Source organism: Gordonia sp. C13 (assembly GCF_023218005.1).
GTDB lineage: Bacteria > Actinomycetota > Actinomycetes > Mycobacteriales > Mycobacteriaceae > Gordonia > Gordonia namibiensis.
The window spans coordinates 183,054-198,610 of record NZ_JALPSY010000007.1; the positions used below are offsets into that span (position 1 = coordinate 183,054).

General features: G+C 66.9%; 15 protein-coding genes. 8 read left to right on the forward strand and 7 right to left on the reverse strand.

Annotation, left to right across the window (positions count from 1 at the left end):
* Positions 1-39: 39 nt before the first annotated feature.
* Positions 40-780, forward strand: a complete 741-nt coding sequence (locus M1L58_RS08710; RefSeq protein ID WP_006868427.1) for a FadR/GntR family transcriptional regulator — start codon at positions 40-42, stop codon at positions 778-780.
* Here the strand turns inward: M1L58_RS08710 and M1L58_RS08715 are convergent.
* The 4 genes from M1L58_RS08715 to M1L58_RS08730 form a co-directional block, all read right to left on the reverse strand.
* Positions 764-1,978, reverse strand: coding sequence for an amidase (locus tag M1L58_RS08715; RefSeq protein ID WP_248658575.1), 1,215 nt, complete (start codon positions 1,976-1,978; stop codon positions 764-766). The two genes, M1L58_RS08710 and M1L58_RS08715, sit on opposite strands and share 17 nt — an antisense overlap.
* Before the next feature lie 89 nt (positions 1,979-2,067).
* Complete coding sequence (locus M1L58_RS08720; protein WP_248658576.1) at positions 2,068-2,655, reverse strand: hydantoinase B/oxoprolinase family protein; 588 nt, start codon at positions 2,653-2,655, stop codon at positions 2,068-2,070.
* Positions 2,580-3,887 carry a hydantoinase B/oxoprolinase family protein gene (locus tag M1L58_RS08725; RefSeq protein WP_248658577.1) on the reverse strand — a complete coding sequence of 436 codons (1,308 nt, stop codon included), beginning with the start codon at positions 3,885-3,887 and terminating at the stop codon, positions 2,580-2,582. Before M1L58_RS08725 ends, M1L58_RS08720 begins: the two co-directional genes overlap by 76 nt.
* A 1-nt stretch (position 3,888) precedes the next feature.
* Positions 3,889-5,967: a hydantoinase/oxoprolinase family protein gene (locus M1L58_RS08730; RefSeq protein ID WP_006360563.1), complete on the reverse strand. Its 2,079-nt coding sequence runs from the start codon at positions 5,965-5,967 to the stop codon at positions 3,889-3,891.
* Between the two features lie 254 nt (positions 5,968-6,221).
* On the opposite strand from M1L58_RS08730, the gene M1L58_RS08735 reads away from it, so the two are divergent.
* The 6 genes from M1L58_RS08735 to M1L58_RS08760 all read left to right on the forward strand — a co-directional run bounded on the left by M1L58_RS08735 (position 6,222) and on the right by M1L58_RS08760 (position 13,144).
* Positions 6,222-6,785 (forward strand): MaoC family dehydratase, encoded by a 564-nt coding sequence (locus M1L58_RS08735; RefSeq protein WP_006868423.1) that lies wholly within the window; start codon positions 6,222-6,224, stop codon positions 6,783-6,785.
* On the forward strand, positions 6,782-7,993 hold the full coding sequence (locus tag M1L58_RS08740; RefSeq protein ID WP_248658578.1) for a CaiB/BaiF CoA transferase family protein: 1,212 nt from the start codon (positions 6,782-6,784) through the stop codon (positions 7,991-7,993). Before M1L58_RS08735 ends, M1L58_RS08740 begins: the two co-directional genes overlap by 4 nt.
* On the forward strand, positions 7,990-9,369 hold the full coding sequence (locus M1L58_RS08745; protein WP_248658579.1) for an MmgE/PrpD family protein: 1,380 nt from the start codon (positions 7,990-7,992) through the stop codon (positions 9,367-9,369). The genes M1L58_RS08740 and M1L58_RS08745 overlap by 4 nt, the downstream gene beginning before the upstream one ends.
* A gap of 88 nt (positions 9,370-9,457) precedes the next feature.
* Positions 9,458-10,621: an acyl-CoA dehydrogenase family protein gene (locus tag M1L58_RS08750; protein WP_248658580.1), complete on the forward strand. Its 1,164-nt coding sequence runs from the start codon at positions 9,458-9,460 to the stop codon at positions 10,619-10,621.
* On the forward strand, positions 10,618-11,469 hold the full coding sequence (locus M1L58_RS08755) for an HpcH/HpaI aldolase/citrate lyase family protein (protein ID WP_248658581.1): 852 nt from the start codon (positions 10,618-10,620) through the stop codon (positions 11,467-11,469). The genes M1L58_RS08750 and M1L58_RS08755 overlap by 4 nt, the downstream gene beginning before the upstream one ends.
* 106 nt (positions 11,470-11,575) lie before the next feature.
* Entirely contained in the window at positions 11,576-13,144 is a 1,569-nt protein-coding gene (locus M1L58_RS08760) for a hypothetical protein (protein WP_248658582.1), read from the forward strand.
* Positions 13,145-13,178: 34 nt separating this feature from the next.
* Here M1L58_RS08760 and M1L58_RS23460 read toward each other — a convergent pair whose 3' ends face one another.
* Genes M1L58_RS23460 through M1L58_RS23470 form a run of 3 tightly spaced genes read right to left on the reverse strand, consistent with a single transcriptional unit; the run spans position 13,179 to position 14,171 of the window.
* Positions 13,179-13,550, reverse strand: coding sequence for a hypothetical protein (locus M1L58_RS23460; protein ID WP_308221798.1), 372 nt, complete (start codon positions 13,548-13,550; stop codon positions 13,179-13,181).
* Positions 13,551-13,778, reverse strand: a complete 228-nt coding sequence (locus tag M1L58_RS23465; protein WP_308221799.1) for a hypothetical protein — start codon at positions 13,776-13,778, stop codon at positions 13,551-13,553.
* A gap of 33 nt (positions 13,779-13,811) precedes the next feature.
* Entirely contained in the window at positions 13,812-14,171 is a 360-nt protein-coding gene (locus tag M1L58_RS23470; RefSeq protein ID WP_308221800.1) for a hypothetical protein, read from the reverse strand.
* A gap of 389 nt (positions 14,172-14,560) precedes the next feature.
* Here M1L58_RS23470 and M1L58_RS08770 point away from each other — a divergent pair, with 389 nt between their 5' ends.
* The gene (locus M1L58_RS08770) at positions 14,561-15,448 is read left to right on the forward strand and encodes an alpha/beta hydrolase family protein (RefSeq protein WP_248658591.1); all 888 of its coding nucleotides are present in this window, start codon (positions 14,561-14,563) and stop codon (positions 15,446-15,448) included.
* The last annotated feature ends 109 nt before the right edge of the window (positions 15,449-15,557 follow it).

Genomic DNA, 15,557 nt, shown 5'->3' on the forward strand with positions numbered 1-15,557 from the left:
TGGTAGTTTGGGGGCAACCCATGAAGATCGGATCATGTTGTGACAGAAGCGAATCAGCCCGGATCGAACAAGTCCGGACGACGCCCGGCGTACGAGATCGTGGCCGACGCGCTTCGGGTACGCATCCTCGCCGGTGAGCTGACCCCTGGTACTCGTCTGCCCCCCGACGTCGAACTCCGCGCTGAGTTCGGCGTCGGACAGAGCACGGTCCGCGAGGCCATACGGACCCTCGCCAGCGAGAACCTCGTCCACACCACCCGCGGGGTGACCGGGGGTACGTTCGTCGCCAAACCCGACATCGGTCAGCTCAGTGCGCACCTCGAGGCGGGAGTGACGCTCCTCGCCGCGGCCGAAGGGGTGACCGTTGACCAACTCATGGAGGTCCGGCAGCTCACCGAGGTGCCCGCCGCCGGCGTCGCGGCCTACCGTCACACCGAGGCGCACTTGGAAGAGTTGCGCGCCACCATCTTCGATCCCGACGCCGGGATCGGTCCCGAGGTCTACGCGAGCAACCAGGAATTCCACCGCATCTTGCTGCGGGCGGCGGACAACCCGCTACTCGACCTCATCACTGTCCCGGTTTTCCGCGTCATCGGCAGCCGATTCAGCCGCGACGTTGCGCCAGAGGGGTTCTGGCGATGCGTCGACGAAGACCACCGAGCACTCCTCGACGCGGTCGAGCGCCGGGACTCGATGACGGCGATGACCCTCATGCGCCGGCACCTCGACCATCTCGGCGACGTCTACAAGCAGATGGACCTGCTCAGGCGTCAGAGCTGACGCGGACGGGCGGGACCCGCAGGTGCCACTCACTGTGCGCCTGGATCTGCTCGGCCAACGCGAGGAGAGTTCCCTCGTGTAGGCGTGCGGCGGTCAGTTGTGCACCGATCGGCATACCGGACGGATGCACGCCGACCGGAAGAGCAAGGGTCGGACCGTCGTGCAGCGACCACGGATATGTCAGCTGTCCCATCCGGCGGGCCTGTGCCACCACGGTTTCTCCGCCGCCGAGTCGCGGCACATCCACCGGCATCGCCGGGGTCAGTACGACGTCGATCTCACCGAACATGTCGGTCATCGCGGCCCGGAACAGGTCTCGTTGCCGCAGGGCGGCTGCTCGCTGCTCGTCGGAGATGGTCAATCCCAGGGCAATTCGTTCCCGGGTTGCCTGCTGGAACCGGGTCGGCTCGTCGCGCAACCGTTCGGCGTGCGTACGTGCGAGGTCCGAATAGACCAGGGTGTAGACCACATCCTGCGCTGACTCGCTGTGCGGCACGGGACATTCCACGACCCGGTGCCCCAACCGTCGGAGTAGTTCGACGGTCTCGCCGACGGCGTCCGCGATGGCCGGGTCTACGTCGCCGGTCACGAACGGCCGGGGGACCGCAACCCTCAGGTTGTCGGCATCCACACCTGCCACGTCCGAGCCGGCGAGGACCGCGAACGTCTCGCGTACCTCTCGGGCCGTACGTGCGAGCGGCCCGACGGTGTCGAAATACGCACTCACCGGGAAGATCCCGGACATGTCCAGAACCCCGGTTGACGGCCGGAGACCGGTGACCCCGCAGCAGGCCGCGGGGAGTCTGATGGAACCACCGGTGTCGGTGCCGAGTGCCACGTCGACGACACCGGCTGCCACCGCGACGCCGGAACCGCCGCTGGAGCCGCCGGGCACCCGGCCGGCGTCCCAGGGATTCACCGGACCGCCCGACGCCGAGTTCTGGCTCGTGACGCCCACGGCGAATTCGGCGAGGTTCAGCGTGGAGGTGATGGTCGCCCCGGCACGCTTGAGTGCCGCGACGCAGGCGGCGTCCCGGTCGGCCACCCGATCGGCGAAGTACGCCGACCCGCAGGTCGACCGCACCCCCGCGACCTCGATGTTGTCCTTGACCCCGATCCGGACACCGTTCAGTGGGCCCTGCGCGCCACTCGGATCGATGCCGAGCTCTTCGGGGACCCACGAGATGACCGTGTTCAAGCGGCCGGCGACGGCAACGACGTCGTCAGGGGATGTCGCGGACGTGCCGAGGGGGCCGGCGGTCTGGCCGGCCCCCTCGAACGGACTGGTCAGGATGCCACCCGGGATCCGCGCAGCTGCTCGGTTGCTTCTGCGTCGACGGTCCAGTTGTCGGTGTTCACGACGACACCGTAGTCCTGACGTGCTTCCTCGGCGGTGAGGTACTCGTCCCACACGTCGGACAGCACCGCGAACGGATCACGCAGGAACGGATCTCCGAAACCGCCACCCGAGGGCATGCGGATCTCCAGTCGGTCACCGGCGTGGATGACCTCCTGGGTGACCTTGGAGAACAGCACCTCCTCGTCCGGGGTGCCGGGGTTCCGGATGAACGATCCCGACGCGCCGTCGCCGCCGCCGAGCGCGCCGGCCGGCGGATCCGTGCGGTTGTCGGCCTCCGAGCCCAGGAAGGTGTCGGTCTCCATGTACCAGGTCCGCACGCTTCCGATGCCGCCTCGCCACTGCCCGGGGGCCGGGGACTCGTCGCGGAGCTCGTAGCGTTCCGCGCGCATGGCGTGGTTGAGCTCGAGCTCCTCGATCGGATTGTTGCGGGTGTTGGCCATCAGGGCGTCGACGGCATCCATGCCGTCCTTTCCGTTGCGTGCGCCGTACGAACCCTCGTTGATCTCGATGTACACCCAGATGATTCGCCGTCCTCGGCGAGACCGGAGTAGGCGATCGCGCACAGCGCGGCCGACGACCCGGCGATCGCCCGTTCGGGCAGGACCGGTGCAAGGGCCAGGTTGATCGAGTCGAAGATGCGGTTGACCTGGGAGAACCGAGCGAAGCACGACGCCGGGAAATCCGGGTTGAAGATCGTGCCCTCGGGCGCGTAGGCCCGCACCGGGCGGAAGCACCCGTCGTTCTGCGGTACGAATTCCTCGGTGAGGTGCTCGTCGAGCAGGATGGTGCGGATGGCGCTGACGGCCACCGGGAGGACGGAACCCTCGAAGGGCACGTTGAACGCCGTGGGCACCTGGTCGTTGGAACCGGTGAGGTCGATCAGCACGTCCTCGTCCTCGACCTGCACGCGCACCGCGACCTTCAACGGCACACCGCGGTTCTTGCCGTCGTCGTCGAGGTAGCCGATGGGTGCCTCGTAGCTCCCGTTCGGGATCGCCCGGATGCGGCTGCGCAGCATCTCCTCCGAGTAGTCCATCCACCGGTCCGCGGCGCTCATCACGACGTCGAGGCCGTACTTCTCGAGCAGTTCGATGAAGCGCTTCTCGCCGATACGCGAGCAGGCGATGAGGGCTTCGAGATCGCCGCGGTTCTGTTCCGGGGTGCGCACGTTGTCCAGGATGTGCTGGATCAGCATGTCGTTGCGGACGCCGCCGTCGTAGATCTTCATCGAGTCCATCAGCTTGCCCTCGGCCCAGACGTCGACGACGTCCATGCACAAGCCGGGGAAGTTGCCGCCGATGTCGGAGACGTGACCGGTGCAGCCGGCGAACCCGATGTGCTCGCCCTCCCAGAAGATCGGGATGATCACGCCGTAGTCGGGGGAGTGGGCCGCACCGTGGTACGGGTGGTTGTGCAGGATCACGTCACCCGGCTTGTAGGTGCCGGCGAGACGCCGGTTCACGCCGCGGATGTACGCGGGAATCGAACCGCAGTGCATCGGCGTCGAATCCGATTCGCACAGTTCGCGACCGTTGACGTCGAAGATGCCGGCGCCGAGGTCCTCGGATTCGCGGATCAGGCTCGAGTAGGCCATGCGGTAGAGGACCTGCGCCATCTCCTTGGCCATCGAGTTGAGGGCGCCGCCGATGACGCGCAGGGTGATCGGGTCCACCTCGACGGTGTCCCAGGTCCGATTCACCTCGGCCGCAAGGGAGACGCCGTCTGTGGGCATCAGGGTCTTCGCCATGTCAGGCGCTCCTCTCGATGATGATGTGACCGACGGCGTCGACCGTGGCCTTCTGCCCGATGCCGACGATCGTCGTCGAATCGAACTGCTGAACGATCGCCGGACCTTCGAACGTGTTGCCCGCCTTGAACAATGCGCGGTCGTAGATCGGGGTGTCGACCCACTCGGGATCGGCGGAGTCGTTCTTCCAGAACAGCGCCTGGGTGGTGGTCTTGATCGCTCCCGACGCGTCGGCGTCGCCCTTCTCGATCTCCGAGATGCGGATGTGCTCGACCGCGCCGACACCGGTCACCCGGATGTTGACCAGCTGCACCGGCTTGTCGTCGAAGCGCTGGGAGTAGGTGCGACCGTGCACCTCGTGGAAGGTGGCCGCGGTCTGCTCGACCCATTCGGCGGTGATCTCGCCGGCGGGTGCAGGCACGCGCAACTCGTAACCCTGTCCGACGTAACGGCAGTCGACGCTGCGCTCGAGGGTGATGTCCTCGTCGGCGATGCCGTCGGCGCGTAGCTGGGCGACGGCCTGGTCGGCGAGTCGGTCCATCTCGCGTCGAAGCAGTTCGAGATCGGGCTCGGCCGAGGAGGTCCAGACCGTGGTGGGGACCTCGTACCGCACGTCGGTGGTCAGCAGGCCGACCGCCGAGGTGATCCCGGGATGGCCGGGGACGATGACGCGGGGGATACCCAGATGCTCGGCGATCTGCCATGCGTACAGCGGCCCGGCGCCACCCTCGGCGACCAGCGAGAACTCACGCGGGTCGTAGCCCTTGCGCACCGAGTGCAGGGAGATGGCCTCGGTCATCGAGTGGGCGAGAATCTGGAAGATGCCCATCGCGGCATGTTCGAGATCGGCACCGAGTTTGTCGGCGATGTGGGTCTTGACCGCCTCGGTCGCCAGCTCGGGCTTCACCTCCATGGTTCCGGACAGGAAGCTGTCGGCTCCGAGCCATCCCATGACCACCATGGCGTCGGTGGAGGTGGGTTCGGTGCCGCCGCGGTTGTAGCAGGCGGGTCCCGGCATGGCGCCGGCGCTGCGCGGTCCGACGCGGAACATGCCGCCCTCGTCGATGCTGGCGATCGATCCGCCGCCGGCGCCGATCGTGTCGACCTCGGCCATCGGGACCATCGCGTGATAGTCACCGATGCGGGTGTCGAGCAGGTGCTTCATCCGGAGCTTGCCGTCCGGTGCGACGCCGATGTCGGCCGAGGTGCCGCCCACGTCGAGGGTGATGACGCTCGGGTAGCCCGAGGCCTTCCCGATGAAGCAGCCGCCGAGAAGTCCGGCGACGACACCGCTGGTCAGCAGCGATACCGGGACCTCACTCGCGCTCCGCGACGTGACGAGACCTCCGGCCGAGGTCATCAGGTGTACGTCCTCGCCGACCTGTGCGGCCTTGGCCTTCCCGGCCAGGTTCTCGATGTAGCGGGAGGTCTTGGGGCCGACGAAGGCGTTGAGGGCGGTGGTGGAGAAGCGTTCGTACTCGCGGTACTGCGAGGCGACGTCGCTCGAGAGGGAGATGAACACGCCGGGGTACTCCTCGGCGATGATCTCCCGGACCCGCTGCTCATGGGTGGGATTCCGGTAGGCGTGCAGGAACGCGACGGCGATCGCCTCGACCCCGCGTTCGCGGAGCAGCGCGACCTCACGCCGGACCGCGTCCTCGTCGAGCGGGGTCAGCACGTTGCCTGCGGCGTCCATGCGTTCCGGCACCGTGCGCCGGTTGCGGCGCGGCACCAGCTGCCACTTCTGCCAGGGCAGATCCTGGTAGTTGGAGTAGTTCAGCGGACGCTTCTTGCGCGCGATGTGCAGGAGATCGCGGAACCCGTCGGTGGTGATCATGCCGACGTCGCTGCCGTTGTGCTCGAGGACGATGTTGGTCGCCACGGTGGTCCCGTGGAAGAACATCTCGATGTCGGCGACGTCGATGCCTGCGCGCTGGGCGAGCACCTCGATCCCGTCCATCGTGCCGATCGAGGGATCGTGGTTGGTCGACGGCGTCTTGTGCACCGTCACCGTCCCGTCGTCGTCCCACAGGACCAGGTCGGTGAACGTGCCGCCCACATCCACGCCGATTCGTTTCATCGAAACTCGCTTCCTATTCCAAAGCCGTCACGCCGCCGCCGGATCGATGCGATCAGCCGGTGACAGAAGTGATCTGAGCCATAAGTCCGCTCGAGTGCATCTTGCAATACCTCCGATTGTTTCGGCAACCCTCGAGACGAAATTCGTCAAACATCCAGGAGCGGCGCGGCCTTGACGGTCAAAAGATCAGATGTTTATGGTGGTCCGCGTCACGGCGCTACATCTTCGGGACGCCGCACCCCTCAGGAGGACCATTGACCACCCATCCCGCCACGCTCGGACGTTTCTTCGAGGACTACGTCGTGGGCGACGTCTACCAGCACCCGATGGGCCGCACGATCACCGACACCGACAACGCGTGGATCACGTGCCTGACGATGAACACCAACCAGAACCACTTCAACGAGCACCTCGCCCGGACGAATCCGATCACCGACGGCAAGGTGATCGTGAACTCGGGTCTGACCATTGCGTTGGTGCTCGGACTCTCGGTCATCGACATGAGCCAGAACGCGGTCGCGAACCTGCAGTTCACCGACGTCAGGCTCCAGCATCCCGTCTATGTCGGCGACACCATCTACGCCGAGAGCATCTGTACCGGTCTGCGGCAGTCGAAGTCGCGGCCGTACGCCGGCATCGTGTCGATGACCACCCGTGGGGTGAACCAGGACGGCGATGTCGTTGTGTCCTGGAAGCGTTCGGTCATGGTCGCCACCCGCGAGAGCGGAATCGGGCAGAACTACTTCCCGGAGGTCAAGGGGCCTTCCCTCGCCGAACTCGAAGCGGCCGAGTCCGATTCGATCGAGGCCACGCGGTGAGGCCGCTCGAAGACGTCCGCATCATCGCGGTCGAGCAATACGGTGCGGGGCCGTTCGGCAGCGTGCACCTCGCCGATCTGGGCGCCGACGTGATCAAGATCGAGGAACCGAAGTCCGGCGGCGACGTCGGACGGTATGTCCCGCCGTACAACAAGGGTGAGGACTCGCTGTTCTTCGAGACCTTCAACCGCAACAAGCGCAGCCTGTCGCTCGATCTCGGTACACCGGGCGGCCGCAGGGTTTTCGAAGATCTCGTGCGAACCAGCGACGCGGTGTACTCGAACCTGCGCGGCGACGTGCCGGCGAAGATCAAGATCACCTACGACGACCTCAAACACCTCAATCCCGCCATCGTGTGCTGCAGCCTCACCGGATTCGGCATGACCGGTCCGCGTGCGAAACAACCCGGGTACGACTACATCCTGCAGGGCCTGGCCGGATGGATGGACCTGACCGGTGACCCCGACCGACCACCCACCAAATCCGGTCTGTCCCTTGTCGATTTCTGCGGCGGGTACGTCGCGGCACTCAGTCTGATGTCCGGCCTGCACGCCGCGCGACGTGACGGTATCGGCGGCGACTGCGACGTGTCGCTCTACGACACCGCGATCTCGATGCTCACCTACCCGGCTGCCTGGCACCTCAACGCCGGATACCGGCCGGCACGCACCAAGAACTCGGCGCACCCGTCTCTGGTGCCCTTCCAGGCCTTCGAAGCCTCCGACGGTTGGTTCGTCGTCGGCTGCGCCAAGGAGAAGTTCTGGGTGCGATTGGCCGAGACCATCGGGTTGCCCGAGCTGCTCGAGGACCCGCGGTTCACCGACTTCACCGCCCGTGGAGAGAACAAGGACGAACTGCTGCCCGTGCTGGAGAAGCGGTTCGCCGAGGCGACGGTCGAGCACTGGGTCTCGCTCCTGACCGAGGCCGGGGTTCCCACCGGCCCGATCAACGACGTCGAGCAGGCGCTGACCGAGGAGCACACCCTGGCGCGCGGCCTGATCGCCAGCACCGAGCACGAGGTGTGGGGCGAGGTACGCCAGGTCACCTCGCCGGTCCGGTTCGGTGACGAACCGGCCGAGTATCGTCGGGCACCGCGCCGCAACGAGAATTTCGACGAGGTGATGGGATTGCTCGGTTACAGCACTGAGGACATCAAGGGCCTGGTCGACGACGGTGCGTTCGGGGCGATCGGGCAGGCGACGCCATGACCGCCCGCCGACTCGCGGAGTGGGCCGCCGGCCTGACAATCGAAGCGATCCCCGAGGAGACGCGTCGCGCGGCGCTCCGTCATCTGCTCGACGGCGTCGGGAATGCGATCGGTGCCCGGCGCCGCGGTCAGGGCGGCCCCGGGCTGGCCGTGGCCCGCGGACTCGGCGGTCCGGCACAGGCACACCCGCTCGGTGACTCCGAGGCCATCTCGGCTCCTGCCGCGGCCTTTGCCAACGGCGTCCTGATGCATGCGCTCGACTTCGACGACACCCACGCCGGTGCTCTCGTACACCCCACGACCGTCGTCGCCCCGGCTGTTCTCGCGGTTGCCGAGGAGGTCGGAGCCTCGGGTGCCGAGGCCGTCACCGCTCTGGTCGCCGGGCTCGAGGTCGCCTGTCGTCTCGGTGCCGCCGCACCCCACGGATTCCATGCCCGCGGCCTCCACGCGACCGCGGTCGTCGGCCCGCTCGCGGGGGCGGTCGCCGCGGGATTGCTCTACGGCGAAGGGGCGGACCGCCTCACCGATGCGATCGGCATCGCCGCATCGTCGTCGGGCGGACTGCTGGAGTTCCTCGACACCGGGGCGAACACCAAGATCCTGCACCCGGGCAACGCGGGGTTCAGCGGGGTTCTCGCCGCGCGTCTCGCGCGCGAAGGTGCGAGCGGACCCGAATCGGTGCTGGAGGGTCGGCGCGGGCTGTATCGCGCGCTGGCCGACCGCGCCGTCGATCCCGAATCGATCGTCGCGGACCTCGGAACCCGTTGGGAGAGCTCGAACATCGGGATCAAGCCGTACCCAAGCTGCCAACTCATGCATGCCTCGCTCGACGCGGTGGCCCGTGCGCTGGCCGATGCTGAGCGACATGGTGTCGAGGTGTCGTCGTCGCAGATCACCTCCATCGCCGTCGACGTCCACCCCGACAGCGTGGACATCGTGTGCGGGCCGGGAACCGGCACCCGCAGTCCCCGAAGCGTCTACGACGCGAAGTTCGACCTGCCGTGGAGCGTCGCCGCTCTCGTCCACGACGGTGCGGTCACCGTCGACACCTACGGAGCAGAGTCGATCGCCCGTCCCGAGGTGGCGACCACCGCCGCACTCGTCGAGATCGTCCCCGTGCCCGATGACCGTCCGGCCGCCGACGCTGCCGGTCGGGCGGTCATCACCCTCGCCGACTCCACCCGAGTCGTCGGCGAGGTTCCCTGCAGCCGAGGGACTTCGGGCCAACCGATGGACGATGCGGCGGTGGCGGAGAAGTTCCGGGGCAACACCGGTGCAGGCGACGCGGTGGACGCACTGGTCGAAGCCGTCCTCGGACTGTGCGACGCCACGTCCGTCAAGGCGATCACCTCGCTCGCGGCCGCCGTCGTCGGCTGACCGTCGACGTAGAAACTCGTCATCACCGATCGCCGGTCCGCAGATGCGCCGGAGGGTCGACACACACACCCAGAGCAAGGATCATCCAATGGATTTCAGCTTCACCGAAGAACAGCGCGACTTCCGCTCGGCGCTCCGGCAGTTGGTCGACAAGGAGATCATCCCGGTCGCCAACGAATGGGAACGCACGGGTCGCTATCCCACCGAGATCGTCGCTCGTTTGCGCGACATGGGCTTGTTCGGGATCACCACCCCCGAGGAGTACGGCGGGCTCGCGCTCGACATGGTCTCGTTCACCCTCGTATACGAAGAACTCGCGCGCGGTTGGATGGGGATCGCCGGCATCCTCGGCAGTCACAACCTGGCGTGCTGGATGATCGCCCGGCACGGCACCGAAGAACAGAAGCAGCAGTGGCTGCCCCGCTTGGCGAGTGGCGAATGCCGTACCGGCATCGGCCTCACCGAACCGGGTGCCGGGACCGACCTGCAGGGCATCAAGACGACCGCCACGCGCGATGGCGACGACTACGTCATCCGCGGCACCAAGACCTGGATCACCAACGCGCGTCACGCAAATGTGCTGCCGGTACTGGTCAAGACCGACCCGTCGACGTCGCCCGCGCACAAGGGGATGAGCATCCTGCTCGTCGACACCACCACTTCCGGCTTCGAGGTCCAACGCGATCTGGGCAAGCTCGGTTACAAGGGCACCGAGTCCTGCGAGATCTTCCTCGACGAGGTGCGGGTGCCCGCATCCACGTTGCTCGGCGGGGTGGAGGGACGCGGCATGCAGCAGGCGTTGTCCGGGTTGGAGATCGGCCGGCTCAACATCGCCGGGCGCAGCGTCGGTATCGCGCAGGCGTCGTACGATGCGGCGCTCGACTACTCGCGGCAGCGCACCGCCTTCGGCAAACCGATCTCGGACTTCCAGGCGATCCAGCTCAAGCTGGCCGACATCGCCACCCAGCTGCAGGCGGCCCGCCTGATGACGTATTGGGCTGCCGCGAAAGCAGACTCGGGCGCCCGCGTCGACGGTGAAGCCGGCATGGCCAAGTACTTCGCATCGGAGACGGCGATCACCGCGAGTCTCGAGGCGATGCGGATCCACGGTGGATACGGCTACTCGACCGAGTTCAACGTCGAGCGCTACTACCGGGATGCCCCGCTGATGTCGATCGGCGAGGGGACGAACGACATCATGAGGACGGTCATCGCCAAGGCCCTCGTCAACGGCAGCGTCACCGTCGGATGACCGCGGGTTCGATCACCGGCGAGCTGATCTACCTCTATGTCCCCGGCGACCGGCCGGAGCGATTCGACAAGGCCGCCGCCTCGGGAGCCGATGCCGTCGTGCTGGACCTCGAGGACGCGGTTCCCGTCGCGGACAAGGACGCCGCACGCATCGCGGCGGGTTCATGGCTCGCAGACCGTGACTCCGCAGTGCCGGTGTGGGTTCGGGTGAATCCCGGGTCCGAGTTGATCGATGACCTCGCCACGGCGGTCCAGGCCGGTGCCGACGGCGTCTGGTTGCCGAAATGTGAGGATGTTGCGACTCTCGAGCGCGTCGATCGGCTGTTGACCGACCTCGAACGACAGTCGGGCCGTCCGCGGACCCCCGTCTCGCCGCTCATCGAGACCGGTGCCGGACTGTGCAACGCGGCGGCGATCGCTGCCGGACCACGGGTGGAGTTCCTCCAGATCGGCGAGGTCGACCTCGCCGCAGATCTCGGAGTGACAGCGGTTGTCGGGAACGAACTTCTCTGGGCGCGTTCGCAAGTGGTCGCTGCCTCGGCCGCGGCTCGCATCCGGCCTCCGCTCGGGGCCGCGTCGCCGGTGATCGACGAACCCGAATCGTTTCGAATGGAGACCAGACAGCTGACCGGACTCGGGTTCCTCGGTCGCGCATGTATCCACCCGCGTCAGATCGAACCGGCTCGCGCGGGGATGGCACCGACCGACGCCGAGATCGCCTCGGCGCAGGATGTACTCGCAGCGTTCGACGTTGCGGGTGGTGCCGCAGCCACCGACAGCGCCGGGCGGCTCATCGACGAGGCGGTCGCGCGGATCGCTCGTCGAACGCTCGCCCGTCGAGCCTGCTGACCGAACTCTCGTACGGCTGGGCAAATCCGTGACATCTTGATCGTCTGGTCAGCCGATATCGGGCGGAAGAGGTCGTTGAGCCCGATTTGTCCGCTACTGTTTTGCAATGCTCAACACCGGGTCTCGTTCTCGCTGGTCAGTCCGTTTTTCGGCGGCGGGGCTCGCTGCCGCCGCTGCGGCGGCATTCCTCACTGCGGGAGCCGACACCGCCGGTGCCGCCCCCGTCGTGAATCCGAAGGCAGGCAAGGTCGTCGCGCACTCCGGCTTCGACGTCAAACGCGACGGCTTCTCCTTCGAGAACTGGGGAGACAACGACGCATTGCACCGCCGAGGCCTGACCATCGACGGCATGCGCGCGGTCTTCGGCGACGAGGTGTGCGCCCGCATCGTGCTCGGGATCTGCTCGCCGACCACCGTCGCCGAACTCGTGATGGCGGAATTCAACGCGTCGATGAGGGGCGGTCATTGCTACGGCATGGCGGCGCTGGCAGGCCTGTACAACACGAAGCGGCTGAGCCAGTTCCCGCTGGCGCTGCCGGGGCAGAGCGTCTACAGCATGCAGGCGTCGGGACCGCTCGACGAGTTGATCGCCCGGTTGTTCATCACCCAGGGCTTCCCTCCCACGGACCTCGCGGCCTCCGCGGTCACAGTGCCGCAGGCGTTGTCGAAGCTGCGCACCGCGTGGGCGCGGAACGACAACTACATCCTCGCCATCTTCGACAGCGAGGAGCCGACGACCGGGCATGCGATCACCCCTGTCGCGCTCCGTGATCTCGGTGGCGGCAAGCGCGGAATCGTGGTCTACGACAACAATTTCCCGGGCGTCGAGAAGATGGTGGTGGTCGACCCCGCCGCGGACACCTGGTACTACTCGACTGCGACGAACCCGTCGGAGCCGACCATGCTGTACCAAGGCTCGCCGAAGAACAAGATGGTGCTCGTGCCGCTGGCCGAGGCGCTGGCGCGTCATCAGGATCCGGACCTTCGCTCCGATGACACCGTCGTCGTGGTCAGCGACACCAACGGCACCGCCCGAGGCGTGGGTGACGTCGACTGGGACGTCCGGGTCACCGATCTGTCCGGGAAGCCGATTCCCGGTGTCGAGCAGCAGCTCCTGCTCAACAACGACAACACCGCACGATTCACCGTGCCGGCCGGCAAGCGGTTCCGCATCGTCGTCGACGGTGTTGAGGCGGGACGAACCGCCGACATCAACACGACCATCCTGAGCGCCGGCGGCGCGGTCGCGGTCGGTGATCTCGAGGTGCCGTCCGGTGCTGTCGCTGCCCTGGACATCGACCCGGCGCGTCATGCGGTGCGGGTGACCTCGTCTGCTCCGACGTCCGCGGAGTTCGAGGTGGCGACCGAGGATTCACTGCGCTCGGTGTCCACCGACACCTCCCAGCTCGTGATCGGGCCAGGGTCGTCGGTCTCCGTTGGCGCGACGCCGACCGGGGTGAGCGTGCACAGCGAGGGGCGTGCGCAGAAGTTCCAGGTCGCCGTCGAACGCAGCGACACCTTCATCGACCGCAACGCGGTCACCAGCACGCCGATCACCCTGCGCCCGGGTGCGAAGGCCGACATCCCGGTCAACATCTGGACCGGCTGGAACCCGTTGTCCGCCACGGTGCGCGCCGGCGGGTCGACGACGTCGGTGCCGCTGTCGATCAGGTGATCCCACCGTCGGGTGAGCCGGCGGGGGAAGCGTTCTAGCGATGTGCGTCGACGGCGACGGGGGCCATCGACCGCCACTTGTTCAAGACGGCGGGGTCCTGCAACTCCATCCAGGCGATGACGTCCTGGTGGGTGGCGCAGATGACGTCCGGCCTGGTGCATGCGCGACGCATGAAGGCGGCGGTCGTCGGGTTGAAGGCGTTGGCGTTCCAGGTGTTCAGGTGGTTGGCGATCACCAGGGGCGCGCGGTTGCCCTCGTAGGCGCGGCGCAGCATGTAGTCGTAGGTGCTCGTGACGACCTTGGCGATGCGCTTGCGGTCCGCGGGGCGGTCGGTCGCCTTGTTGACGCTGTACCAGAAGTTGTAGTCGAGCGCGGTCTGCCGTTGCTGGAGCGCGGGCGACCACACCTAGGGGACCGGGAACTCCCAGATGCCGTTGATCTTCGTCGGCCAGTAGACACCCGGCCGCGATGCCGGCATCGAGGAGTCCCACATCATGTCGAAGGCGCGCAACGCGGGGAAGAGTGCCTTCATCGACCCCTCGAGACACTGTGTCCGAGTGCCGTTCACGGCTTCGGGTCCGAAGGCGAGGTCGGGGCCGGTGCGGATGCCGTTGAGTTGACGCCACTGGGTCATGAGCCGAAAGAACTGCGCCAGTTCATGACGCCATTAGGCACTGGTCCACGATTTGCCCGGATTCTTTGTGCCTGCGCAGAAATGGCCGACGAAATGGGTGGCCATCTCGTGGCCTTTGTACCAGGTTCGGTTGAGGTAGGTGATCTCCTCGATCACGTCCTTCTTGGATCCACCGAACGCGATCGCTGCTTCACCGGGTTGGTAGCCGGGGCCGCGGTAGTGACGCTTCTTGGCGTCGGTGAGGAAATAGAGCCCGGTCATCATCGCGGTGAATCTCGCATCGGACTCGGCTGCGGCGCGCAAGAACAGATCCCAGTTCTTCGACACGCCGACCCCGTCAAACGAGAACAGGATGAACTGCGGCGGCTTCTCGCCCGGTGCCAGCCGCTTCATCGGGACATTCGACGCCAGGCGCGTCGGCGGTGGGGGTGGGGCCGGCGACAATGTGGTGCTGACGTTCGGTATCGGTTCGGGAACAGCCGAATTCGCCGACGTCGCACAACCGACGACCAACATGGAAAGAACGGCTACGACGATCGGCAGAGTGGTCGTTCGCTTTCCGCGCCTGATCGCCAATTGGACACCCCCGCCTTTACTTCCGCTTTACTCTATTCGGCAGAATGCATGGTGGCCTCGTGGCCGGAAAGGCAGGCACAGAATTGTTGCCTTCGTTGATCTCGACAGAACCGCGGCGATACCGCTGGTCGCCTGTCCCACTTCGCATTCTGGGTATCGCGCTCGCCGCAGGTCTGGGCCTGTCGGCGTGCACCGCTGACGACCCCTTGGCCTCGGGCCCCGTGGACACCCGGACGTCGACCACCACCGACGAGCCCGAGTACCTCGACGAGGGCACCATCCACCGTTTCGAGTACCCGACGCCCGGCGACGCCGACAGCGATCAGAACTGGGCCGAGCTGTATCTCCCGGCGGGGGAACAGCGGGTCGACTCGATCCCGCTGGTCGTCCTTATCCACGGCGGCGCCTGGCAGAGTGCGCTGGGCGCGGACATCTTCGAACCGCTCGCGCGTGATCTCGCCGAACGCGGCATGGCGGTCTACAACGTCGAGTACCGCCGCGTCGGCTCGGGCGGCGGCTGGCCGACGACGTTCCGCGACGTCGCGAGCGCACTCGACCATGTCTCGGTGGTGGACAAGCAGTTCCCGCAGATCACCACCGACGACGAACTCGTCGTCGGACACAGCGCCGGTGCCCAGCTCGCCGTGTGGGGCGGGACCCGCCACAAGTTGGAGGACGACGAGGTCGGTGCGCGCCCGGTGTTCCGGCCCACGCGTGTGGTGTCGCTCGCCGGTCCTCTCGACATGGTCTATGCCGCAACGCATGGCGACGATCGCATCGTCACCGCCCTCGGCGGCACTCCGCGTCAGGTCCCGGAGCGGTACGCGATGGTCGACCCCATCCAGAACATCGATCCGTCGACCCCGGTGGTCGCCGTGCACAACACCGGCGACCGCATGGTCTCGTCGGTCAACTCGACCAGATACGTCGATGCCGTCGTGAAGCGGGGCGGCGAGGCCACCGCGGTGCTGCTCCCGGGCGGCAACCACGGCTCGGTGGTGACCTCGACCGCGCCCGAGTACCCCAGGGTCCTCGACTTCATCACCGGCGCATCGACGGCAGACCTGGACGACGTCGACGAGGTGACCGGCTGATCTGCGCCTGATCCGGCTCCCTGTGCATGGAGTGCCACTTCGCTCCCTGAGGTGCGAGGAGTGTTGGTGTCCGCGCCACTTCGCTCCCTGAGGTGCGAGGAGCGTTAGC

What these genes read in the sequence shown, in the direction of transcription:
- M1L58_RS08725 (WP_248658577.1), bottom strand. Translation starts at nt 3,887, where the DNA reads ATGGCGAAGACCCTGATGCCCACAGACGGCGTCTCCCTTGCGGCCGAG.
- M1L58_RS08730 (WP_006360563.1), bottom strand. Translation starts at nt 5,967, where the DNA reads ATGAAACGAATCGGCGTGGATGTGGGCGGCACGTTCACCGACCTGGTC.
- M1L58_RS08745 (WP_248658579.1), top strand. Translation starts at nt 7,990, where the DNA reads ATGACCGCCCGCCGACTCGCGGAGTGGGCCGCCGGCCTGACAATCGAA.
- M1L58_RS08750 (WP_248658580.1), top strand. Translation starts at nt 9,458, where the DNA reads ATGGATTTCAGCTTCACCGAAGAACAGCGCGACTTCCGCTCGGCGCTC.
- M1L58_RS08755 (WP_248658581.1), top strand. Translation starts at nt 10,618, where the DNA reads ATGACCGCGGGTTCGATCACCGGCGAGCTGATCTACCTCTATGTCCCC.
- M1L58_RS08760 (WP_248658582.1), top strand. Translation starts at nt 11,576, where the DNA reads ATGCTCAACACCGGGTCTCGTTCTCGCTGGTCAGTCCGTTTTTCGGCG.
- M1L58_RS23465 (WP_308221799.1), bottom strand. Translation starts at nt 13,778, where the DNA reads ATGACCCAGTGGCGTCAACTCAACGGCATCCGCACCGGCCCCGACCTC.
- M1L58_RS23470 (WP_308221800.1), bottom strand. Translation starts at nt 14,171, where the DNA reads ATGAAGCGGCTGGCACCGGGCGAGAAGCCGCCGCAGTTCATCCTGTTC.